Here is a 25,031-nt window from a genome sequence, read left to right on the forward strand (position 1 = left end):
GAAATGAATACTTATTTTTTCTTCCCATAATAAAACCCCCTTAGGTTAAAAGTGCTTTATTTATTTGCACTGTCTACCTAAGGGGGATAATATCAAACTCTAAGTAGTTCTTTTTCTTTACTGTATATTTAATTTAATGTAACATAAATGATGTAACAACCTTGTATATACTCTAGGTAAATACAAGGAGGAACTAAAAATGAAAGATACATTATTAGCAAAAGAATTATTAAATGGAGTATGGGATGTAGATCACGCTGCTGTAAAACGCGCCATTACATATGGTGCAGATGCCAACTGGATTTTTAATGGATATCCAATTTTGGTTCATGCCGTTTACACAAGAGATTTAGAAATGGTGGAATTATTGATTTCTCATGGTGCAAGTCAAGTTGGTGAAGCCCTTGGTTTTGCCTTAGAGTTTGGACTAGGGGAAATGGTAGAGCCACTGGCATATCAAGGAATTGTACCTAAAGCAATTAAAGTAGATGAACGCTTTGGTACACATCCAGAACGTTTTAGTTTACCAAGACATACCTTACAAAGTATGCAAGCATAAATATAATTAAGGAGAACAGCTATGAATCGAAGCGCACTTGTTATCAAAATGTTAAATTACTTAAAAGCAAACGATGTAGTTTCGCGTGATGAAATTGCAAGTTATTTAGAGACGAATAAACGAAATATCTCAGAATTCAAAAAAGAATTAGAAGTTGCAGGATATGTCATTGAAAGTATCACGGGTAAAGATGGGGGATACCGACTAGATGAAACAAGTCTAGTTCCCACCATTGCCTTAACTGATAAAGAAATAGAATCTCTACATGATGCAAGTGCCTTCTTACAAATGTATAATTACAATCAATTGACTTGCTACAACGATGCACTAATGAAAATCAAAAATGCATTACATGAACCTAACCAAAGTAAGAACATTCATTATCTGTGGAGTGGACAAACAACTCATACGGAACATAAAATGATTTCATTATTTCAAGAAGCTCGAGATAAACGTATGCATGTTCGTTTTTTGTATCGCTCTTTACAGGCAGCAACGTATGAAGAGCGATATGTGCAACCATATGAGCTTATCGTTTCTGAAGACGGAAATTATGTACTTGCTTATGATCGCACAGAAGGAAAGCGTCCAGGATATAAATCATTCAAACTATCCGATGTACGTATGAAACGAGTTGAAATTGCCTCGATTCGTTTTGCACGTGATCCAGATTTTAAAATTGATGAACATGTTGGAAAACAAAATTTGATTGCTGAAGCATATTGCGTGAAAATTAAAGTAACTGGATTACATGCAATCTTACTAGAAGAGCGGAGCATTGGTTTACTTGAAAGTAAGGAGAAAGTTGATGATGGTTTGCTTATTGAATTCACGATGGAAAACAAAGCAAAGATCTTAGAATTTCTTCGTTCCCTTGGTCCAGATTGTATCTTACTTGAACCGAGTGAACTAAAAGATGAATTAATTGGCAGTTTACAACAAAGTCTGAGTCAATATATGCTATAATTGAAAAAGTGAATTATGAAACATTTATCAGATATTAATAAATTACAGCGCTGTGATCGTCTATTGTGGCTTTCAAAAAAGCAACCACAAGCGTTTCAACGATATGTAATGTTCAATGAAAATATATACGAATTAACCTTGCGTTTATTTGGCATGAAGGAATATTTTAAAGGAGCTCCTCATGATACAAATGAGCGCTTCTTTAGCAACGTAGATGCGTACGATGTATTTGTTAGTGTACGTTTGGAATATAATGATTTACGTATTAAAATGCCAATCATGCGTAAAGTGCATGATGGTTTTGTATTGTATTATCCGTATGCAAATTGTTATCCAAAAGAACATGAAGCACAAACGTATGCAGATCAAGAATGGGTTTTAGATCATTTAGGTATTCGCGTAGTCGATCGCTTTATTGTGCGATTAAATCCAGAATATGTCCGACAAGGAGAACTTGATTTAGAACAATTACTACTTGTTGAAAAGAAATTGTATAACGACAAAAATAAAGCAAAACATAGTATTGGCAAATTAGTCAATGAAAGAAAACGTGATCTTACACCATTTCTTGAAGCCATTGATAAAGTAATGGAAGAGGAACCAGAACGTAAAATCCGTACCAATATATGTACACGTAAAGGAAAATGTGAATACTTTGATGTATGTTTTCCTAATCAAAAAGATGTAAGTATTTTAAATCTAGTCTCTTCATCAAAGAAATTTGAATTGCATGACATTCAAGGAATTGAAACGATCTCACAAATCGACTTTGCTGATGTAGAGGGAACACGACATCAATATGCACAGTACATGGCTGCAAAAACAGGAACTTTGTTCTTTGATGCAGTAGCTGTTTCGCATTTTTTTAGAGATGTCACATACCCAATCAGTTATTTGGATTTTGAATGGGAAACCTTTGCCTTTCCACCTTTTGATGGAATGAAGCCTTATGATGTACTTACATTTCAGTATTCATTACATATTGAAGATGCAAAGCATAATGTACGTCATAAAGAGTTTTTAGGACGTAAAGACTGTCGTGAAGATTTCATTAAGCAATTAATTGAAGATATCCCAAAAACTGGATCTGTCATGTGTTTTAATGTAGAAGGTGCAGAAAAATTACGTTTAAAACAATTAGCAGTACAATTTCCAAAATATCATGAGGCACTTGAACAAATTTGGGAACGCATGGTCGATTTAGCAATTCCTTTCTCAAGCGGTTTAATTTATGACAATAAGATGGCAGGAATGTACTCGTTAAAGAAACTTGTTAAGATATTTACCAATAAATCGTATGATGAATTGGCGATTGGTGATGGAATTACTGCAATGCAATCCTATGCGAAGTTAGATGAAGCAGACGAAGAAACCATCAAGAATTTATTAAAGTATTGTGCGATGGATACATATTCAATGATTTTGGTCTATCACTGGGTGCTGCGACAACTAGCAAAACGAAAGAAAAACAAATAGTTTTATGATACACTATGCATAGTAAGAGGTGAATGTATGCCAAATTTAATTACACACAACATCTTCTGTGAAGAAGTATTAAAAGACATAAATAATAAGAAATATAGAGACATTATCACAAGTCATATGGAGGAGTATCGAATTGGTAGTAATGGACCTGATTTCTTATTTTTTCATGGAGTTTTTCCATTGTATAAAACACCAGATGTACATATATCTAAAATTGGTACGAAGTTACATCGAGGAAAAGTAAATGCCTTTTATAAAAGTGCGATTGAAACGTACTTAAAATATCCAAATAATAAAATTAAAAAAGCCATGGCCAGTTATATTATCGGTCACTATTTACACTGGCAACTAGATTCAGTTATGCATCCATATGTTGTATACAATACTGGTTTTAAAAGTGAATATGCAACATTGTATCACCATCGCTTTGAATCAATGATGGATACGATTAATTTAAAGAACTATCGAAATACAACGATTCGCTCATTTAAGACATATGAAATTACAAATCGTGGAAAATATACAGATCGTGCCATAGCTGAAGTTTATATTCCTGCTGTATACGCTTGTTTTTCTACAGAAATTACAAGTGATGAAATTAAACAAGCATTACGTGATTGGCAAAAAGCGCAAAAGTATTTATATGATCCACATAAAATGAAATATCGGTTATTACGAAGTTATGAACGTATTGCTCGTAAACCTGGTCTAAGTGGAAATGTGGTGCTTCCTGATATTGATACACGTTACGATGTCATGAATGTGAAAAAGCGAACATGGTTACATCCAACAACCGGTCAACCAAGCAATGAAAGTGAAGATGAAGTATTTATCCGCGCAATGAATGATGCAAAGATTGGATTGCCTTTACTTTTTGATGCACTTGATGGTAAAGATATGAAACCGTTTTTGAAATTCTTAGGTGATAAAACTTATAATAATGGAGTGAAACCGAGTGAAGCAACACGCTTATATAAAGATCCTATTTACGATCGCAAGTAAATCGTAAAATACTATTGTATTTGTATGAAAAACTACATAGCATTTATAGGAGAAAAAGCGTACGATATAGATAAGAAGAACATTACGAATACGTGAAAAGGAGAAATTGATGGAAAATTTTAGTTTTTATGCTCCAACCTATTTTGCCTTTGGTAAAGAAAGTGAAAGTGAAGTTGGAAAGCTTGTAAAGCGCTTTGGTGGAACAAAGGTTTTGATTCACTATGGCGGAGGAAGTGTAGTTCGCTCTGGATTACTTGATCGCGTAAAGAAAAGTTTAGATGAACAAGAAATTACATATATGGAACTTGGTGGAGTGAAACCAAATCCAAGAAGTGGACTTGTTTATGAAGGAATTGATATTTGTAAGGACAATGCTATTGATTTTGTTTTGGCTGTTGGTGGTGGTAGTGTTATTGACTCCGCAAAAGCAATTGCCGCTGGTGCAATCTATGATGGTGATTTCTGGGATTACTATACAGGAAAACGCGTAGATCAAGCTTTGCCGATAGGAACTGTACTTACGATTGCTGCTGCAGGTAGTGAAGGTTCACCTGACTCTGTAATTACAAATGAAGATGGAATGTACAAACGAGGAAGTTCAGGAGAAGGCTTACGTCCTAAATTTTCTGTATTAAATCCAGAACTTACACAAACATTACCGGCATATCAAAGTGCTGCAGGAATTACCGATATTATGGCACACTTGATGGAACGCTATATGACAAATACAACAGATGTAGAAGTAACGGATCGAATGATTGAAGGCTTGTTGAAGACAATGATTCATGAGGGACCTAAAGTTATTGAAAATCCAAACAACTACCAAGCAAGAGCAAATATTATGTGGGCTGGCATGATGGCACATAATAACTCATGTGGAGTAGGGTGCACACAAGACTGGGCAAGTCATGATATTGAGCATGAATTAAGTGCAACTTATGATGTAACACACGGAGCTGGATTAGCTGTTGTTATGCCACAAGTAATGCGCTATAACATGAATCATGATCTGATGCGATTTGTACAACTTGCACATCGTGTATGGAATGTCGAAATTGACTTTACCGATTTAGAAACAACGGCAAATAAAGGAATTGATGCATTCCAACAATTTTTAGCATTAATTGGAATGCCAACTACATTTGCACAAATCGGAGCTAAAGAAAAAGATATTCCTGCAATGGCACACAGTGCATGCTATGGAAATAAGCGTAGTGGTAGTATTGGTGACTTTGTTTCGTTAAACGAAGCGGATGTTATCAACATTTATAAAATGTGTCTATAGAAAATGAAGACTGGAAAGATGTTTCCAGTTTTTTTCTATGCTACAATAGATTCATGAATGAAAAACAAATTAGAAAATTGAGAAATACTTTATACGAACAAACTAGATATAGTGGAATTGAAGACTACTTTTATGCATCAGTTTTATTACCACTTATCTATATTGATGGAAACTTACATGTGTTATTTGAAAAGAGAACCGATACAATTCGCCAACCAGGAGAAATTAGTTTTCCAGGTGGGGGAATTGAAAAAGATGATCCTTCACCACTAGATACAGCAATTCGCGAAACGGTAGAGGAACTTGGTTGTAGTATAGAGGATATTGAAGTCATAGCTAAATTAGATACCCTTATACTTGCTAGTGGGATGGTCATTCACGCATATGCTGGTTTTTTACACACATCAATGGAGTCATTGCAATATAACAAAGCGGAGGTGGATCATTTATTTACCATTCCATTAGAGTACTTTTATAAACACGAACCAAAAGCGTATTACTGCAATGTTGAAATACAACCATATACATTTGATGATCAAGGAAATAAAATACAATTACTACCAACAACAGAATTAGGATTGCCCGAGTCTTATCAACAACCATGGGGAAATGCGAAACAAGTAGTTTATTTTTATCAAACAAGTGATGCTTTAATATGGGGATTAACAGCAAATATCATGTACGATTTTACAAGAAAAAGTAGAGAAGATTAGCTTTTTATCCGTTTTCTATTTTTTATTTACAATTGATGAACCAATTCTTCCACTTTTCATATAGTTTTCACTCGTTAGGAATGCGTTCATCACATAAATAGGCTATAATAACAGTAACAAAAGAATAGGAGGTACTTGCATATGAAAGTACAAATTTATGGAAAAAACGTAACCGTAACACCGGCTATCGCCGAGAAGATTGAGACGAAACTCAATTTCTTGAAGAAGTATTTCATCATAGATGATGATGTTACAGCAAACGTGGTCATCCGAGTGTATCCTGTTGGACAAAAAATTGAAGTTACAATACCAACAAAGTTTGCAGTTTTAAGAGCTGAGGTTGTCGATGATGATCTATATGCTGCAATCGACTTGGTTATCGATAAACTAGAAGACCAAATTCGTAGACAAAAAACAAGATTACAAAGAAATAAAGGAAGAGATAGCTTAGCAATGGCATTCATTGAAGAAGATATTCCTGAAGATGATGTAATTGATGAAGAAGTTGTAAGAACTAAAACGATTATTCCAGATGAAATGGATATCGATGAAGCAATTATGAGAATGGAAATGTTAGGGCACTCATTCTTCGTATATAAAGATAATGAAACACAAGATGTAGCAGTTGTTTACCGTCGTCAAAACGGTGGATACGGTTGCATCGAAACCGAATAATTCAGATATAAAGCAATCCAAAATAGGGTTGCTTTTTTATATTTAAAACAAGCAAATACATATGTATATATAATTAATATATTTTATAGAATTTGCAATAAATTAACTGAAAGCGCTTGCAAACAAAAATACAAAGTGCTACTATGGTGGCAACAGGATAGTGATAGCAAAAGCAAGCTAAACCTATGTATAACAAAATTCTCATTTTGAGGATGCGTATGCATAGGTTTTTCTTTTTGTAATGCACTTTTCAAGGAGGTGAGTGGAAAAATAGGACGAAGCATGTGGGGATTATTACTAAGGGAGAAATATGAGCATGTAAGCGAAAGAGGGACGAAACATGAAAAATAAAATATTAAATCTTGCTTTGGTCGGAGTGTGTGCTGTGGGAGCATTCAATGTAACGCCTGTAAAAGCAAATGACACAAATCTTACTTATACTGTAGACGTAAAGGATATTCATGCAATTGAAAATAGTGTTGCTAAAACAATTAAAGTTGACTTTGTGACGAACCCTAATAATGGGCCAACACTTGGTTTATTGCATAATGAGGATGGAAGTGGAAACAATCCATACATTTTATCTGAAACTGACGGAGAGTATACGTATGCATTTAAAGATATGAACCGAAATGGTCAACTTGATGATTACGAAGATTGGCGTTTATCTACTGATGAAAGAGCAGAAGATCTTGCCGATTATTTAGTAAATGAAACAGATGACCAAGGAAATAAAACTGGAATTAAAAAAATTGCTGGATTGATGTTATTTAGTTCACACGAAGGAAATAGTGCAGCTGGATTAACAGATAGCCAGAAACAATATTTAACGGATTCGTATGTTCGTAACATTACGGATTCAGCTGACAATAATGTAGAAAATGCAGTTGGTTGGACAAACCAAATGCAAGCATTCGTTGAAGAAAGCGACTTCAACGTGCCTGTAGACTTTAGTTCGGATCCACGTTCTACAGCAGGTTCTGGAGACTTATATTCAAGTGCTGCAGAAAATAGTGATATTTCATCTTGGCCATCAAACTTAGGTATGGCTGCAACATTTGATGAAGATCACATGTACAATTTTGCAAAAGCAACATCTGCTGAATATCGTGCACTTGGTATTGTTACTGCACTTGGACCACAAATTGATTTAGCTACGGATCCACGTTGGCTACGTAATGGTGGTACATTTGGAGAAGATACGGAATTAGCTACAATGATGGCACAAGCATATGTAGATGGAACACAATCTACATACGCAGCTGATGGAACTGACTTAGGTTGGGGATTATCATCAGTAAATGCAATGATTAAACACTTCCCAGGAGATGGTGCTGGTGAAGGTGGACGTGAATCACATACAGCAGCAGGTAAATACGCAGTGTATCCTGGAAACAACTATGAAGAACACCTAAAACCATTCGTTGAAGGTGGATTCAACTTAAAAGGACTTACAAAAAGTGCTGCCGCAGTAATGACAAGTTACTCAATTGGGGTAAACTCTGATGGAACTGCACTTGGTGGTGAATATGTTGGTTCAGCATATAGTGCATTTAAAATGGACTTACTTCGTAAAGTACAAGGATTTGATGGAGTTGTTTGTACAGACTGGGGAGTTACAAGTTATGGATTCTTCGGAATGGCATGGGGAATGGAAAATGCTTCAACAACTGAACGTCACTATGCGATTTTAGAAAATGGAACAGATATGTTTGGTGGAAACAATGATGCAACACCAATCGTAGAATCATATGAACAAATGGTAGCAGAAGATGGTGAAGCAGCTGCAAATGCACGCTTTGCTGAAAGTGCAACACGTTTATTAAAACTTACAATGAACCCTGGTTTATTTGAAAACCCATATCAAGATTTAGCTGATGCTAAAGCAATTGCTGGTTCTAGCGATAAAGTAGAAGCGGGATACAATGCACAACTTGATTCAATTGTTATGGTGAAAAATGCAGATAACACAATTCAAGAAGCTTCATTAAATGCAAAAGATCCAAAAGATATGACAGTGTATATTCCGATGGTTTACACAGAAGAACAACCTGGAATTTTCTCAAGTACACCAGCTGGATGGAGTTCATCAATGAACCTTGATGTTGCAAAATCTGTATATGGAACAGTACTTACAGATATTGAAGGTGTAGATGATGAAGGAAATACAACATACACAACACCAGATTTGACAAATGTTGATAAAGTAATCGTTGGAATGCGTTCACCTATGAATGGTGGATTGTTCGCAAATACTGGACGTTACACAAAAGATGATGGATCATTTGGATACTACCCATTATCATTACAATATGGTACATATGTAGCAGATGGTGAAAACGTAAGAAAAACATCAATTGCTGGTGATACATTAGCAGATGGAACAAAAGAAAATCGTTCATACTATGGTGAAGAATCAAGACTTATCAATGGTCATGATTTAACAATCGTATTAAATGCAGTAGCTGCTGTTGAAGCAACTGGAAAAGATATTCCAATCGTTGTTTCTATGAACGCTAGTGGACCTGCAATTATGGCAGAATTTGAAGATAAAGTAGATGCAATCGTGGTAGGATTCTCAGTGAGCGATAAAGCAATGTACGATGTAATCGAAGGTAACCATGAACCTAGAGGATTATTGCCAATGCAATTCCCAGCAAACATGGATACAGTTGAAGCAAACTATGAAGATGTTGCTTTAGACTTAGATTGCTATGTTGATTCTCAAGGAAATACATACGACTTCGCATATGGATTAAACTGGACAGGTGTAATCAATGACGAACGTGTAAAACAATACGGACACAACAATAATGAAGAAGTTGTAAGTGAATTACAACTTAGTGCAACTGACTTTACATTAACTTACGATGAAGCAAAAAAAGCAGATGCAAAAGCCGTATTAGCAAAAGCAAACGCTTCAGCAAAATGGAGTGTTGATCTTGCTACTAACGAAGATATCACACTAGAAGTAAGTGCTGCTAGTTTAGATGCACTTAAAGCAGTTGGTAAAGATGGAGCAACAGTTGAAGTTACAATTGAAGCAAAAACAGCAACAAAAACAAAATCAGTTGTTGTTAAAGCATCAGTGGACAAACAAAAAACAGTTTCTGATCCATCAACATCACCAAATACAAGCAATCCAGTAGATACATCAGATACGACAAACCAAGGAGTGTTAGTTGCACTTGCAGGTGGGGCATTACTTGTATTATTACGTGCGGTTTACCAAAGAAAAACAAACAAATCATAATACAATTCTATACATAGGGGTTATGAATTGTAGATTATAAAGTCGAGACAAACTTTACATACATATGGTGCATGCTAGTAAGTTATAAGCTTACAAACATGCACCATGTTTTTTGTAAATTGATGTGATTTTTATGTGAAAGCGCTTGCAATAAACTTAGATAAATGCTATCCTAAAACCAGGATAGTTATTGCATAACGTGAGCTAAACCTATGTACCAATGTTTATTTTTTGAGCAATTGGTGGATAGGTTTTTCTTTTGCAATGTATTTAAGGAGGTGTAAAGGGGTATATTGTGTTTTGAAGAGGTGTATTCATAATAGAGGGATAGAATACAACTACCAAAAAAAGTACGAAAAAGTGTATGTGTTGCTAAGCAACCAAAGTTTTATTCATGAGAAGACAGAAATTTAACTGGATAGTTACATTGAGTTGGCTAAACCTTAATTTACAAACAGAAAGTTAAGGAGAGAATTATGTTTAGAAAAATTGGAATTACATTACTTACATGTTTTACATTATTTGGGACAACAGGACTTACTGAATCTATTACAAGTCATGTTGATACAGTGGAAGCACCAGCAGAAACATTATCAAATTATAATGTTGCGACTAGTGATATGACTTGGAAATATTTGGATGATAATACAGATCCAAATAAAGGTACTTGGTATGAAGGATGGAATAAACGTAACGGTTGGGCATACCCAATTGGTTGGTTAGACCATGGAGCAATTGACATGGAGTTCGATGATGCTGCTTGGCCTACATATGATGGTACTACGTTCACAACTACAAACGATGGAAGTGGACAAGTGTTGAAAACGAATGATGACGGGACAACATACAGTACATATTATTTACGTCACACATTCCGTTTAACACAAAAACAAGTGGATAGCATTTATGCAATCTCAGGAACAGTTCGTTATAACGATGCAATGATTATGTACATCAACGGAAAACCAGTTGGAAATTTCTTTAATATTCCAACAAGCAACTATAAAGCGAATACAGAATATGGTAGTCAAGTAAAAGTTGATGAATACATTGAAGAAGAATTCTTAGTAGAAGATGTATCAAGTTTAGCTGATGGATATGTTCCTGGTACATATAAAACAGAATACAGTGAATCGTTTAAGCAAGATGTATTAGTTTTAGATCAACCAGAAACAGATGCATTTGGAAATACATTTATGGATATCACAATTGCAGTGGAACTTCACACATATGATGAAGTGGATGAAGATGCATTATTTGAATTAGTTGAATTCAACATCAACCCTGCTGGTGATAAATTACCAGATAGTGATGCAGTAAAAAATGTATCATTAAACGTAGGTAGCGATGAAAGTTCATTAAACCTTGCTTGGTTTGCGACTTCTGAAAATGCAGGAGAACTTCAAATTATGGAAGGTAATGATGTAAGTATATTTGATGAAGCAAAAGCAACAACAATACCTGCTAAATCAACAGAAAAAGCATATACAAAATTCACAGATACACACTACTACTCAAATAAAGTAGATTACAACGGAATTGAACCAGGTAAAAACTATGTATATCGTGTCGGAAATGCAGATGGGTATTCAAAAGAATACAAATTAACTACAAAAAATGTAGATAATGGATATGAAATTATTTTCTTATCAGATGCACAAATCGGTACAGGAACGATTCCAACGGACTTACTTGGATGGGAAAACACATTAGATAAAGCATTAGGAATGTTCCCGAATGTAAGCTTTATTGCCAATACTGGTGATATGGTCGATGTAGCCAATAAGGAAAGTGAGTATGATGCATACTTCACACCAAAAGCACTACAAGGAATCCCATCAGCTACAGCTGTAGGAAACCACGATATTGCCAAAAACTATGGAAACCACTTCAATGAGCCAAACCTTTCAGGATTAGGTGCAAGTGCTGCAAATAGTGATTACTACTATACATATGGAAATGTACTATACATGGTATTGAATACAAGTAATTCAAACAATGAAGAACATGTTGACTTTATGCGTAAAGTAAACGAAGAAACAAAAGATCAAGACTTTGCATGGAAAGTTGTAATGTTCCACCAAAGTATTTATGCATCTGGAAAACAATCAACATATAAAGATCAAGTAGAACCAAGACAACAAGCATTCGTACCAGTATTTGAAGAGTTAGGTGTAGATGTTGTCTTAATGGGACACGACCACTGTTACGCACGTACAAAGATCATGAAAAACTTCATGCCAGTAGAAGGTATTGATGCAACTGCAAGTGAAGTAGAAAATCCTGATGGAATATTATATCTAACAACAAGTAGTGCAAGTGGAAGTAAATATTATGACTTAGTGACAGAATATGAATATCTAGCAAAACGTGCGCAACCAAAAGTACCAATGTTTATGCACTTGTCATTTACAGATGATACATTTACAATGGAAGCATACCGTACAGATACATTAGAAACAGTAGATAGTTATACAATTAAGAAAACTGCTGACACGCCAGTGGTAGAAAAACCAGTGGATGAAAAGCCAGCGGTTGATACACCAAAAGATAACACGGTATCAAAACCAGCAACATCACCTGATACAGGAGATAGTACAACACCAATGGTATTTGCCTTGATGTTACTAGCTAGTGGTATGGTATTAGGAGCTTACAAGCTAAAAAGAAAAAACTAAGTTTGATTAAGACTCTATTACAAAATAATGGAATAGAAAGGTGAGAGATAGTGGATGAGCTATCTCTCTTAATTACATGATGAAAAAGATAACGATGGATAAAAAGAGAATTAGTACAATCGTGTTACTTGTGTGTGCATGTTGTTTCTTTGTGTTTCTATATTGGTTAAATACAGAGAAACTAGAATCCTATTCACTAATACATGCAGATAATCTACAATATGAAAAAGCTACGATTACTAAAGTGCATGATCAATACTTAGAAGCGGATGAACAAACGAGTTCAGGATATCGTGGAACACAGGATGTAAAAGTGAAAGTGACAAGCGGAAAACTAGAAGGCAAAGAGTTTAATATTACCAACTATGTCACCAAAACACATAACATCTTAGTTGAAGAAGGTAGTAAAGTTATTGTGGCAGTAGATGAAACGCAAGCAGGAAACAGTGTAAGTATCTACAATTATCAACGAACAAATGGTATCTACGTAATGATTGGACTATTTGTGGTATTGATGATTGCAGTAGGTGGAATGAAAGGACTAAAAGCAGCTGTTGGTTTAGCCTTTACATTTATTACTGTATTATTTTTCACCTTACCACTAATCTTCCATGGGTATTCACCAATTCTAATCGCGATTATAAGTGCAGTGATTATATCTGCTTTTACCTTACTGATTATTGATGGACCAACAAAGAAGACATTAGTAGCCTTTGTGGGGACTGCGTGTGGAGTGATGGTTGCAGGACTTATCTTCAATATCTTTTCATCGATTTTACGAGTGTCTGGATTTCAATTGGAAGAAGTTGAAACGTTGTTTATGATTGCCAATCAAACAGGACTACATATCCGTGATATATTATTTGCCGGAGTACTGATTGCGGCAGTGGGAGCCTTATTAGATGTGGCAATGAGTATTGCAAGTACACTACATGAAATACATGAAGTAAATCCAGAGTTATCGGCATATCAATTATTTCAATCTGGAATCAATGTAGGAAAAGATATGATAGGAACGATGTCGAATACATTAATTCTTGCATATGCAGGAAGTTCCTTTGCGACAATGATTCTGTTTATGGCATACAGTGTAAATGCCAATCAAATACTTAATATGGACTATGTTGCACTAGAGATTGCGCAAGCATTAGCAGGAAGTATTGGGATTGTATTGACTGTACCATTTACCTCATTGCTTGGTGCATATATCTTAAGTGCAAAAGCAAAAAGAGTTGAAAATACGAGAACACAAGGTGAGTAAAATACATAATAAAGAGAGCTAGGAGGACAAAAACTCTTAGTTTTTTTGTGCTATACTAATGGCAAGGAGATTTTGTATGGATGTTAGAGAAGATATAAAACAACTAGAAAATGAAATTTGTTTGATGCGTCGTGAGCTTCATCAAATTCCTGAAACAGGGTTCAATACAAAAAAGACATTGGACTATATTGTAGATAAACTGACTACTTTTGGCTATGATACATTTGATTTTAGCTTAGCGAAAAACTCTGTAGTCGTACAACTAAAAGTAAATGATGCACCTACATCAATCGGATTTCGTAGTGATATGGATGCTTTACCATTAAAAGAAGAAACCAATCGTTCTTTTGCTTCTACAAGTGAAAATAGTCATGCTTGTGGTCATGATGGACATATGGCTGCTTTATTAGGGTTATGCAAGTATGTAATGGAGCATAAAGAACATATAAAGAAAAACATTACTTTTATATTTCAACCAGCTGAAGAAGGTCCGGGTGGTGCAAAAGTAATGATTGAAAATGGATTGTTTACTACTTATCCAATGGAGTGTATATTTGGTGTTCATATGATGGGTGAAGTAGATGAAGGTATTATTGCATGTCGACCTGGTCCGATGATGGCTCGCAATGGAGAGCTCTTTGTAGATATCACAGGAAAGGGAACGCATGGAGCAACACCACATTTAGGAAGCGACACAATTGTTGCTGGTAGTGCATTTGTAAGTGCCTTACAAAGCATTAGCTCAAGAAACATCAATCCACTTCATAGCAGTGTAGTTACGATAGGAACATTTCATGCAGGAAGTGCTGAGAATATTGTTGCTGAAACATGTAAAATGAAAGGTACAATTCGTGCATTTCAAGATGATACATATGAATTAATTAAAAATAGAATCCAAGAAATTGCAGAGGGAATCGCTAAGTCATATCAAGTGAATATCGATGCAAGAGTCGTTGACTATTATTTTGTTGTTGATAATGATAAGAAACTCTATCAACTATTAGACACCGTCTTGAAAGATGAATTGTTAGAAATTGATCCAAAGATGGTTGCAGAAGACTTCTCATTCTACCAAAGACAAGTGCCTGGCTTATTCTATTATGTTGGAACACGAAGTAAAACTTATGATCAAAATCTACATAGTGCAAAATATGATTTTGATGAAAAAGTATTACTACATGTTATTGAAACGAATGTTCGTTTACTAGAAGGGATGGATGCATATGATTGATGTACATTGTCATATTTTGTACCGAGTAGATGATGCAAGTCAACGCTCTACCGAATCGTTGGATATGTTAAAAGTTGCTGCTGCAGATGGCGTGAAAGTCATTGCTGCAACCAGTCATATCAAACCTCCAATGTATGAAAATACAAAAGCGGATTTACAAGAAGCGCTAGAAAATGTACAAGCGTTGATTGATGCCAATCATCTAGATATTGAAGTGATATTAGGTGCAGAAAACTTTCTAAATCATAAAAGCATGCATTTGTTAGATGAAGATGGCTTTGTGACATATGGGGATAATGGTAAATATATGTTAGTAGAATTTGCATGGACAAAAAATGCAATGGATAAACCAACTAGCTATTTACAGCGAATCATCGATAAAGGATACATACCAGTTGTTGCACATCCAGAACGCTATCAATGGGTACATGAAGATTATGAATTGGTTCGTTTATGGCGTAAGATGGGATGCTTAATGCAAGTAAATCGTACAAGTGTATTGCAACTTGATAAAATGCAAAAAGCAAATGAATTTGCAACACGTTTACTTGAAGATGATTTAGTAGACTGTATTGCCACTGACTCACACGCTCCATATGCACCACGATTACCAAAACTAAGTGATGTATATACATACATTAGTAAACACTATGGAGAAGCAAAAGCGAAATCCTATCTAATTGATGTACCACAACAAATTATAAGCAAGTAAAATGTCACAAACGTGGCATTTTTTATATGATTTTCAATAAAGTATAAAAAAAGAAGGAATTTAATCCTTCTTTAGTAATTGTTGTAATGCTGGCAAATCTTGTTCAGGACTTTGTTTGAATTCGATAACAACATCGTCGTTTTTTGCATAGCGGGGAATGAGGTGAACATGAAAGTGAAAAACACTTTGTCCAGCAACTTCATTCACATTGCTCAGTATATTCATACCTGTACAAGATAATTTATCCATGTAGTCTTTTGCAAGATCTTGTGCAACAGCCATAACTTTTTGCAAAATTTCTGGCTCTACATCAATAAAGTTTTCATAATGTTTTTTTGGAATGACTAGTGTATGTCCTTTTGTTACTTGAGAGATATCAAGGAAGGCAAGTACATCACTATCTTCGTATACTTTATATGATGGAATTTTACCATCAACAATCTTACAGAAAATACACATAACTATTTCTCAAACTTTGAACTAGATGATAATAAATCTTGGTAGATATTAACATCATGAATTGAGTAATCGTATTTATCTAAGAAGTAAGCAAATGCACGATCTGCAAGAGGTTTTGGTGCATCTTCTTCTGTAGAAGCAGAAATTGAGATTTCTGAAATATTTGTAATTGCTTCTTCTTTAAATTTCTTATAGTCTTTTTCAGTTACTTTAACAATATAGTATGTTTCAGCACTTGGATCTTGTAGCATATTGTCTACAACTCCATTTTTGTCGGCTTCTTCAATGTATTTCCATACAACATCAGGTAATCCACTATTTGTATTGTAAATAGCTTCAGAACCATTATATGTACCTTCATCACCATATTCTTTGGCAATTGCTGTAAAGTCAGCATCTTTTTTCTTTGCTGCTTCTAATGCTTTTTTAGCTTTTTCTTCATCTTTTACTTGGAAGACTTGAGCTTTTCTAGGTTTGAATTCTTTTACTAATTCAGCTAGATTGTCTTTTACATATAATGAAGTTAATTTATTCATACGTGCATTTAATAAAATTACATCGTTGTAGAATGCTTCTTCATCTTTGTAACCATAGCTTTTGTATGTTGTTTCCCATTGGTCCCCATACATTTCTTTGTAGTAAGCTAGATCTTCATCCGCTTGTTTTTTGATATCATCATCAACTTTTACAAGTTTATCTACTAGGATTTCACTCATTGCGCGTTGTACAGGTGTAATGTTTCCTTGTGCAACTAATCCTGTATAAATATCGCCTTTAGTGATTTCTTCATCACCAACTTTGATAAGTACTTTATCATCATCTTTTACTTGTGTTGTTGCGTTGCTACATCCACTAACGAGTAATAGGCTTGCACAAGCAACTGTAAGTATTCTCTTTTTCATTGTGTGTTCCTCCTATTATTCTTTCTCAGTTTCAACGCCCATGTATGTAAGCAGTTGTGCTTTTAAGTCTTTGTCTTTAATTTCTACACCAAGTTTTTCCGCTTTTTCCCAAACGACTTTCTTACGTAGGTTAGGGTTCGCTTCTTGTACAGCTGTAACTACTGCATCTGTGTAGTCTTTTAACATTTTGTCTTTCTTTGTTGTGTCGATTTTAATTTTGTGGTATCCGTGTTCGGTACGAACCCATCCAGATACTTCACCATCTTTTAATTTCCAAGCAGCATCTTTAAATTCGCTTACTAGGGAACTGTCACTTGTTTGAATACCTAAGCTACCATTATTTACTGCACTGTTTGTATCTTCAGAGTATTCTTTTGCAATTTTACCAAAATCTTCATCTTTTAATAATTCATCGATTTTGTCCATTTTTGCTTGTTGTTCTGCAGTTACTTCTGCATCTTTTTCTACTTTCACAAGAATGTGACTAATTACTCGTGGAGATTTTTCTTCATAAATCTTATCGAATAATTTTGGATTATCTTTTACATAATCGTTCATCATCTTCTTAGCTTTTTCGATATCTAAGAAATAGTCTTCGAAATCTTCAACTCCAGAATACCCAAGCTTTTGAAGTTCTGTATCCATATAGCTTTCGTAATTCTTTCCTTGTGTTGATTTAAAACTTGCTTCTGCAGCTTCGAAGTTTTCCTCTGCAGTTTTCTTCATTTCATCTGTTGCTTTTACACTTTGACTTACAACTTCACGTTCTAACATCGTATATGCAAGAATGACTCCACTAGGGGTTTCACTATCGCTACCTGTGATTGAGAACAGCTCATCATAATATTCGTCAGCTGTGTAATTTTTATTGGCAAGAGAGAAAATCACATCCTTACCATCTACGGATTTTGCTCCGATGGTATCCTTGTTTGTGTCCCAAGCAAAATAGATCGCAAATGCGACTAAAATTGTTCCGACTAGGATAACAAACCAGAATTTTTTTAGGATATCCTTGATTGTTTCAATATTCATAATGCCTCCTACTATGCTTTTGCTTTTTTGCATACGCTAGTATATTATATAGGAAACACTAGTATAATTCTAGTGTTTCAACGAAAAGTTCACACGAACTTCATGAAAAAAATATTTCGCAAAGTTAAGTCAACATCATTGATTAAACTGCACTTTGTGAGTACAATAAGAAGAATGAGAGGTAGATGACAAATGGCGAAGTTAATAATTAAGGATTTACATGTCCAAATTAATGAAAAAGAAATCTTAAAGGGAATCAACTTGGAAGTTGATACTCATGAAATACATGCAATTATGGGTCCAAACGGACAAGGGAAAAGTACGCTTCTTTCTGCAATTATGGGAGACCCGAAATTCACAGTAACAAAAGGTAGTATTACATTTGATGGAAAAGATGTCTTAGCGATGAGTGTTGATGAAAGAAGTCGTGTAGGTATTTTCTTAGGAATGCAATATCCAGCTGAAATTCCAGGAGTGAATAACTCTGATTTTATGCGTGCTGCAATGAATGCACGTTTAGAGAAACCTATTTCTTTATTTAAATTTATTAAAGAAATGGAAGGTGCAATTGAAGATTTAGGATTACAAAGTGAAATGGCTCACCGTAACTTAAACGAAGGATTCTCTGGTGGTGAGAAAAAACGTAATGAAATTGTACAAATGAAACTATTAAAACCAAGCTTAGCTATGCTTGATGAAATCGATTCTGGTCTTGATGTTGATGCACTTCAAATTGTTGCTAACGCAGTATATGAATTATTTAATAGTCAAGATTTATCTTTATTGATTGTTTCTCACTATGAACGTTTCTTAGATTTAATTAAACCAACACATGTACACGTGTTACTTGATGGGAAAATTCAAGAAACTGGTGGATATGAATTAATTAAGAAAATCGATACTGAAGGATATGACTGGGTATACGATAAATACGGTGTTGAAAAACCTGCAATTCAAACGCGTATGTCTTTAGATGCATGTGGAGCAAAAAAATAATGGAACAACTTGTAGGGAATAGTGTACTACATCTTGATACTTCCAAAGTTGAAACCTATGAGCTTCACGATATGCAGGAATTAGTGATAACAACTACTGCGAATACTGCAAATGAGTTAGTTATCAAACTAGTGGAAGATATGGATCTTCATTGTAAGATTCAACTAGCTAATCACAGCCAATTACATATTCTTTTTGATAATGGAGCAAAACATACAAAACTTCAAATTGAAGCAGATGTACAATTAGCTGCCACAATTAAAATCGGAATGTATGAGTTGAGTGATAGTGAAGTACAAGAGAAAGTACTTGTAAACTTATTAGCTGAAGATGCAACAGCAAAAATTGTATCAACAAGTATTTCAACAACAAAGAAAACACTTGATATTGAGTGTATACATCATGCACCAAATACAAATTCAGATATGAATAACTTTGAAATTTCTGATGCAAAAGCAAACTATGATTTACGTGCATGTGGAACAATCAAGAAGGGTGCATTTGGTAGTAAGTCGCATCAAATGAGTCGTATCTTAACCACAAGTGATGATCAAGTAAGTAAAGCAACACCTGTCTTGCTAATTGATGAAAATGATGTAATGGCAAGTCATGCAAACTCGATGGGAAAAATGGATGAACAACATTTATACTATTTAACAAGTCGTGGGATGGATGAACAACAAGCCAAGGAACTATTGACGCTTTCGTATTTATTGCCAATTAGTGAAGTGTTTGATAATGAAGATATGCGTAGTGAATATATTAATAAGGTACGTAGTCGGGTAGGTTTATAATATGGATGTAAAGCGTATAAGAGAAGACTTTCCAATGTTGAAAGTCAAAAGTAAAAAAGGATATGACTTAATCTATTTTGATAATGCCGCAACTGCATTTAAACCATACAGTGTTATCGATGCAGTTACAAAGTACTATACAAATTATTCAGTAAATGCACATCGTGGAGATTATGAACTTGGATTTACTGTAGATACACTATATGAAGAAGCACGCGAACGTGTAGCAAAGTTTATCAATTGTGAGAAAAAAGAAGTTGTGTTTACAACAGGAGCTTCTTTTGGATTAAACCAAGTTGCCTACGGGTATGCTGGAAAACACTTACAACCAGGTGATGTGATTTTAACAGATGAAGCAGAACATGCTTCAAACTATTTGCCTTGGATGAATATTGCAGAAGCAAAAGGTGCAAAACTAGAATTTATCCCATTGGATGACAATGGAATGATTACACCTGAACAAGTCGAAAAGATGATGTCAAATAAAGTAAAAATCATTGCGATTGCACATGTTACAAATGTCCTTGGTGCAGAAATTGATATTAAAGAAATTAGTCGCATTGCTCATGAACATGGAGCAATTATCGTTGTTGATGGGGCACAAAGTGCACCACACATGAAAGTAGATATGAAAGATCTTGATTGTGATTTTTTTGCATTTAGTGGACATAAATTATGTGGTCCTACAGGTGTAGGAGTACTTTATGGTAAATATGAATTACTTGAAGATATGGAACCTATGTTATTAGGTGGAGGAAGTAATGCTCGCTATGACATGTGTGGAAATATTTTAATGAAAAATCCACCATATAAATTCGAACCAGGAACACCACCAATTGAAGCAACACTAGGAATGAAAGCAGCAATTGATTATATAGATGCAATTGGTATGGATACGATTTATACATACGAGCATGAATTGCGTGATTATATGCTTAAGAAAATGCAAAGTGAACTTGATAATGTTGAGATTTATAATGCAGATGTTGAAAGCAGTATTATTACATTCAACATAAAAGATGTCTTTAGCCAGGATGCAGCTACATATTTTTCAGATAAAGGAATTAGTTTACGTAGTGGTCAACACTGCGCAAAGCTATTGATGGATGTGTTGCAAACACCAAGTACATTACGTGCAAGTTTAGCTTTCTACAATACAAAAGAAGAAGTCGATCACTTTATCGAAGTATGTAAAAGCATAAATAAAGAATCCATGTTAGATGTATTCTTTTAGGAGGAAATGTTTATGAGTAGTATGATGAACGACCCAATGATTTTACGACAAATCATTATGGATCATGGACAAAATCCAAGAAACCATGAATTGTCGAAAGATCCTGAATATAAAGAAAAACACATGGCAAGTGATTCTTGTATTGATGATATCCATGTGCAAGCAAAAATTAAAGATGGAAAGATTGACGATGTTCGTTTTGATGGAGTAGCATGTACCATTTCTACTTCATCAACTTCGATTATGAGTGAGTTACTTATTGGGAAAACCATTGAAGAAGCACGCGAAATTATTAAAAACTATCGTGCGATGATCGATGAAAAACCATATGATGAAGATTTACTTGAAGAAGCAATTGCTTTCCAAAATGTTGGAAAACAAGCCAATCGAATTCACTGTGCCACAATTGGCTGGGATGGTATGGAAGCTTTAATTGATGAAAGCGAGGAAAACCATGACTGATAAAGAAAAAGAACTTGGTCTTAGTGAAGAGTATGAATATGGTTTTCACGATGAAGACACAAGTGTTTATAAAACAAAAAAAGGTTTATCTAAAGAAATTGTAGAAGAGATTTCAAATATAAAAGGTGAACCAGAATGGATGAAGGAGTACCGTTTGCAAGCGTTAGAGTATTTTCAAAAATCACCAATGCAAACATGGGGACCTGATCTAAGCGAAATTGACTTTGATGAATTTACATATTACATTAAACCAAGTGAGAGAACAGAAACCTCTTGGGATGATGTACCAGATACAATCAAAGACACTTTTGATCGTTTAGGAATTCCTGAAGCAGAAAAGGACTTCTTAGCAGGTGTTACAACGCAATACGATAGTGAAGCGGTGTATCACAATATGTTACAAGAAGTGCAAGATAAGGGAGTTATCTTCCTTGATACAGATACTGCATTAAAAGAACACGAAGAACTTTTTAAGAAGTTTTTTGGGAAGTTAATTCCATATACGGATAATAAATTTGCTGCGTTAAATAGTGCAGTGTGGAGCGGTGGTAGTTTTATTTACGTACCAAAAGGTGTGAAATTAGAAAAACCACTACAATCGTATTTCCGTATTAATACGGAACAAGGTGGACAATTTGAACGTACACTAATCATTGTTGATGAGGGTGCAGATATTCACTATGTAGAAGGATGTACAGCACCAGTGTATTCAAAAGACAGTCTACATGCTGCTGTTGTTGAAATTTTTGTACATAAAGATGCAAAATGTCGTTACTCAACAGTACAAAACTGGAGTAGTAATATTATTAACCTTGTTACAAAACGTGCAAAAGTACTATATAACGGAAGCATGGAATGGATTGATGGAAACATCGGTTCAGGTGTAAATATGAAATATCCTGCCTGTGTGCTTGCTGAAGAATATGCAAAAGGAACAACCGTATCTATTGCAGTTGCTAGCAAAGGACAAATTCAAGATGCAGGGGCAAAAATGATTCATTTGGCACCACATACATCAAGTACAATTATTTCAAAGTCGATTTCGAAAAAAGGTGGAGAAGTTAACTACCGAGGAATCGTACGTCATGGAAAACATGCGAAATATGCGAAAAGTAAGATTGAATGTGATACACTTATTTTAGACAAATTAAGTCGTTCAGATACAATACCAACAAATATCGTGGAAAATAATGATTCAACTATTGAACACGAAGCAACCGTATCTAAGATTTCTGAAGAACAATTATACTATCTAATGAGTCGTGGGTTAACCAAAGAAGCTGCAGAAGAAATGATTGTAATGGGATTTTTAGAGCCATTTACAAAAGAATTACCAATGGAATATGCAGTTGAACTTAACCAACTATTGAAAATGGATATGGAAGGGTCAATCGGGTAATACTATGAAAAAGAATCTGAGAACAGAAACAAGAAAAAAACGTCAAGAACTTAACGAGCTTCAACTTGCAAACTATTCTGCAGATGTTGTTGATAAGTTAATTCCTTTATTGCGGAAATATGAAAAAATTGCCATTTATTTACCAATGAAAAGCGAAGTAGATGTCACAAGTTTATTACGCTTGGAACGTTCGTTCTTTGCACCAGTTGTTACTGGAAAAAGAGAAATGGACTTTTATCTTATTGAAGGACTTGACCAATTTACAATTGGATCGTTTGGTCAAAAAGAACCAATCTCAGATTTTAAAATAGAACCAGAAGATCTTGAAGTCATCATTGTCCCACTTGTCGGGTTTGATGAAAAACTAAACCGCCTTGGTCAAGGTGGTGGATACTATGATGTGTATCTAAAAAAGACAAATGCACTTAAAATTGGTGTTGGATTTGAAGCACAGAAATTAGCAGATATTCCAACAGAAACATTTGATGTTCCACTAGACTATATTGTAAGTGAAGCGAAGGTATATCATAAATAAAACAAAATAAGAGTCCCAAGTACTAGAAATGGTAGAAAGGGGATTCTTTTTTTATTAGATATATACATATAGAATAATCCGCAAGTATTTGCAATCATTAACATGTAAAGCATATGAGTAAAACCAAGGAATACATATGCATATACAATGTATTTTATGTCCGCTCCACCTAAAAAAGACTTGGCATAACAAATAGCAAGGATGAAAAAGAAGATTAAACTCATCCATGGATATTCAATTCTATATGAATAATTTAAATGCAAGTCGATATACAATAGAATAAAGAATCGATCCTGAATGATTTGATTGTCAAGATCTTGTAAACAAATGTAAATGAATAAACAAAATGTAGATAGTTCCATACCATCTATACAATTTAAAAACATAGATTCCTAGAATGTGGTAAAATAGAGAACATACGAGGTAGATTATGAAGACATTTTTGATTGATTTAGATGGTACCATGTACCACGGAAGTATTATGGTAGAGGGAGCACAAGCGTTTTTGGATCGTATTAAAGAAAGCGGGAATCGCTATATCTTTCTTACAAATAATGCAACACGTACATTAAAGCAAAATAAAGAACATATGGAAGCAATTGGTTTTAAGGGAATTCAAGAAGAAGATTTTTTTACTTCAAGTATGGCTGCAGCGATGCATGTAGCAGAAAACTATAAAGAACGAAATGCATATATGGTTGGAAAAGATGGATTACGTGAAGCATTACTTACCAATGGATTTCATATTACAGATAAAGATGTGGATTTCGTTTTTGTTGGGTTAGATAAAGATGGAACGTATGAAATGTATTCACATGCACTCTCATATTTACTAAACGGTGCAAAACTAATCGGTACAAATAGTGATCGTCGTTTAGCAACAAGTGAAGGATATGCTATAGGAAATGGAAGTGTTGTGGCTTTATTTGAATATGCAAGTGAACAAAAAAGTGAAAAGATAGGGAAACCCTATGCACCTATCTTAAATCAAGCATTACGTTATTTTGATATACAAAAAGAAGATGTCGTTATGGTAGGTGATAATCTAGAGACGGATATAGCCCTTGGACAAAATACAGGAATTGACACCATTTTAATTACAAGTGGAGTACATTCACGCATAGATGTTGAAACCTTTGGAATTAAACCAACATATATCGTTGATTCGTTTGATGAAATTCAAGTGATTTGAAAGGATTTATAAAAAAAAGTAGAAAAAAGATGTGAAAGCGGTTGCAATTATGTGCAATTGTGGTACAATTCAATTATAAATTGGATAGTGATTGTGAGAACAAGCTAAACCTATTTGCCCAAACAATGATAAATATGCAGGATTTTTGTATATTATCAGAGTTAGGTGAATAGGTTTTTATCTTTATTTGGAGAATGTGAGGGAAA

General features: G+C 34.6%; 22 protein-coding genes. 19 read left to right on the forward strand and 3 right to left on the reverse strand.

Features of this window, described 5'->3' with window-relative positions; genetic code table 11:
• Positions 1-199 precede the first annotated feature (199 nt).
• The 12 genes from M2098_RS09255 (at position 200) to M2098_RS09310 (ending at position 15,820) form a co-directional block, all read left to right on the forward strand.
• Complete coding sequence (locus M2098_RS09255; RefSeq protein ID WP_280683905.1) at positions 200-559, forward strand: hypothetical protein; 360 nt, start codon at positions 200-202, stop codon at positions 557-559.
• A gap of 21 nt (positions 560-580) precedes the next feature.
• Complete coding sequence (locus M2098_RS09260; RefSeq protein ID WP_280683904.1) at positions 581-1,525, forward strand: WYL domain-containing protein; 945 nt, start codon at positions 581-583, stop codon at positions 1,523-1,525.
• A 15-nt stretch (positions 1,526-1,540) separates the two neighbouring features.
• Positions 1,541-3,001, forward strand: a complete 1,461-nt coding sequence (locus M2098_RS09265) for a DUF2779 domain-containing protein (RefSeq protein WP_280683902.1) — start codon at positions 1,541-1,543, stop codon at positions 2,999-3,001.
• A gap of 36 nt (positions 3,002-3,037) precedes the next feature.
• The gene (locus M2098_RS09270; RefSeq protein ID WP_280683900.1) at positions 3,038-4,012 is read left to right on the forward strand and encodes a zinc dependent phospholipase C family protein; all 975 of its coding nucleotides are present in this window, start codon (positions 3,038-3,040) and stop codon (positions 4,010-4,012) included.
• A gap of 109 nt (positions 4,013-4,121) precedes the next feature.
• Positions 4,122-5,297: an iron-containing alcohol dehydrogenase gene (locus tag M2098_RS09275; RefSeq protein WP_280683898.1), complete on the forward strand. Its 1,176-nt coding sequence runs from the start codon at positions 4,122-4,124 to the stop codon at positions 5,295-5,297.
• Positions 5,298-5,350: 53 nt separating this feature from the next.
• Complete coding sequence (locus M2098_RS09280) at positions 5,351-6,010, forward strand: CoA pyrophosphatase (RefSeq protein WP_280683896.1); 660 nt, start codon at positions 5,351-5,353, stop codon at positions 6,008-6,010.
• Positions 6,011-6,151: 141 nt separating this feature from the next.
• On the forward strand, positions 6,152-6,685 hold the full coding sequence (gene raiA, locus M2098_RS09285; RefSeq protein ID WP_134168926.1) for a ribosome-associated translation inhibitor RaiA: 534 nt from the start codon (positions 6,152-6,154) through the stop codon (positions 6,683-6,685).
• A gap of 340 nt (positions 6,686-7,025) precedes the next feature.
• A complete protein-coding gene (locus tag M2098_RS09290; RefSeq protein WP_280683892.1) occupies positions 7,026-9,938 on the forward strand; it encodes a glycoside hydrolase family 3 N-terminal domain-containing protein in 2,913 nt (970 codons plus the stop codon).
• A gap of 476 nt (positions 9,939-10,414) precedes the next feature.
• Positions 10,415-12,616, forward strand: coding sequence for a metallophosphoesterase family protein (locus M2098_RS09295; protein ID WP_280683889.1), 2,202 nt, complete (start codon positions 10,415-10,417; stop codon positions 12,614-12,616).
• A gap of 94 nt (positions 12,617-12,710) precedes the next feature.
• Positions 12,711-13,877: a YibE/F family protein gene (locus M2098_RS09300; RefSeq protein WP_280683887.1), complete on the forward strand. Its 1,167-nt coding sequence runs from the start codon at positions 12,711-12,713 to the stop codon at positions 13,875-13,877.
• A gap of 76 nt (positions 13,878-13,953) precedes the next feature.
• Positions 13,954-15,108 carry a M20 family metallopeptidase gene (locus M2098_RS09305; protein ID WP_280683885.1) on the forward strand — a complete coding sequence of 385 codons (1,155 nt, stop codon included), beginning with the start codon at positions 13,954-13,956 and terminating at the stop codon, positions 15,106-15,108.
• The gene (locus M2098_RS09310; RefSeq protein WP_280683883.1) at positions 15,101-15,820 is read left to right on the forward strand and encodes a CpsB/CapC family capsule biosynthesis tyrosine phosphatase; all 720 of its coding nucleotides are present in this window, start codon (positions 15,101-15,103) and stop codon (positions 15,818-15,820) included. Before M2098_RS09305 ends, M2098_RS09310 begins: the two co-directional genes overlap by 8 nt.
• Positions 15,821-15,880: 60 nt before the next feature.
• Here M2098_RS09310 and M2098_RS09315 read toward each other — a convergent pair whose 3' ends face one another.
• From M2098_RS09315 to M2098_RS09325, 3 genes are read right to left on the reverse strand one after another with little or no spacing between them, the layout of a single operon-like run.
• Positions 15,881-16,279: an HIT family protein gene (locus tag M2098_RS09315; protein ID WP_280683881.1), complete on the reverse strand. Its 399-nt coding sequence runs from the start codon at positions 16,277-16,279 to the stop codon at positions 15,881-15,883.
• Positions 16,280-16,281: 2 nt separating this feature from the next.
• Entirely contained in the window at positions 16,282-17,181 is a 900-nt protein-coding gene (locus M2098_RS09320; RefSeq protein WP_280683879.1) for a peptidyl-prolyl cis-trans isomerase, read from the reverse strand.
• A 15-nt stretch (positions 17,182-17,196) separates the two neighbouring features.
• A complete protein-coding gene (locus M2098_RS09325; protein WP_280683877.1) occupies positions 17,197-18,213 on the reverse strand; it encodes a peptidylprolyl isomerase in 1,017 nt (338 codons plus the stop codon).
• 192 nt (positions 18,214-18,405) lie between these two features.
• Between M2098_RS09325 and sufC the strand changes: the two genes are divergently transcribed.
• The 7 genes from sufC to M2098_RS09360 all read left to right on the forward strand — a co-directional run bounded on the left by sufC (position 18,406) and on the right by M2098_RS09360 (position 24,825).
• Entirely contained in the window at positions 18,406-19,209 is an 804-nt protein-coding gene (gene sufC, locus M2098_RS09330) for a Fe-S cluster assembly ATPase SufC (RefSeq protein WP_134170998.1), read from the forward strand.
• A complete protein-coding gene (locus tag M2098_RS09335) occupies positions 19,209-20,003 on the forward strand; it encodes a SufD family Fe-S cluster assembly protein (RefSeq protein ID WP_280683873.1) in 795 nt (264 codons plus the stop codon). Before sufC ends, M2098_RS09335 begins: the two co-directional genes overlap by 1 nt.
• Before the next feature lies 1 nt (position 20,004).
• Positions 20,005-21,237 (forward strand): cysteine desulfurase, encoded by a 1,233-nt coding sequence (locus M2098_RS09340; RefSeq protein WP_280683871.1) that lies wholly within the window; start codon positions 20,005-20,007, stop codon positions 21,235-21,237.
• 12 nt (positions 21,238-21,249) lie between these two features.
• On the forward strand, positions 21,250-21,699 hold the full coding sequence (gene sufU / locus M2098_RS09345) for a Fe-S cluster assembly sulfur transfer protein SufU (RefSeq protein ID WP_134171004.1): 450 nt from the start codon (positions 21,250-21,252) through the stop codon (positions 21,697-21,699).
• Positions 21,692-23,098 carry a Fe-S cluster assembly protein SufB gene (gene sufB, locus M2098_RS09350; protein WP_280683868.1) on the forward strand — a complete coding sequence of 469 codons (1,407 nt, stop codon included), beginning with the start codon at positions 21,692-21,694 and terminating at the stop codon, positions 23,096-23,098. The genes sufU and sufB overlap by 8 nt, the downstream gene beginning before the upstream one ends.
• A 4-nt stretch (positions 23,099-23,102) precedes the next feature.
• Positions 23,103-23,633 (forward strand): 5-formyltetrahydrofolate cyclo-ligase, encoded by a 531-nt coding sequence (locus M2098_RS09355; RefSeq protein ID WP_134171008.1) that lies wholly within the window; start codon positions 23,103-23,105, stop codon positions 23,631-23,633.
• Positions 23,634-24,063: 430 nt separating this feature from the next.
• Positions 24,064-24,825: an HAD-IIA family hydrolase gene (locus tag M2098_RS09360; protein ID WP_280683864.1), complete on the forward strand. Its 762-nt coding sequence runs from the start codon at positions 24,064-24,066 to the stop codon at positions 24,823-24,825.
• The last annotated feature ends 206 nt before the right edge of the window (positions 24,826-25,031 follow it).

Origin of the sequence: Breznakia sp. PFB1-19 (assembly GCF_029893935.1) — a bacterium.
GTDB classification, from domain to species: Bacteria; Bacillota_I; Bacilli_A; order Erysipelotrichales; family Erysipelotrichaceae; genus Breznakia; species Breznakia blatticola.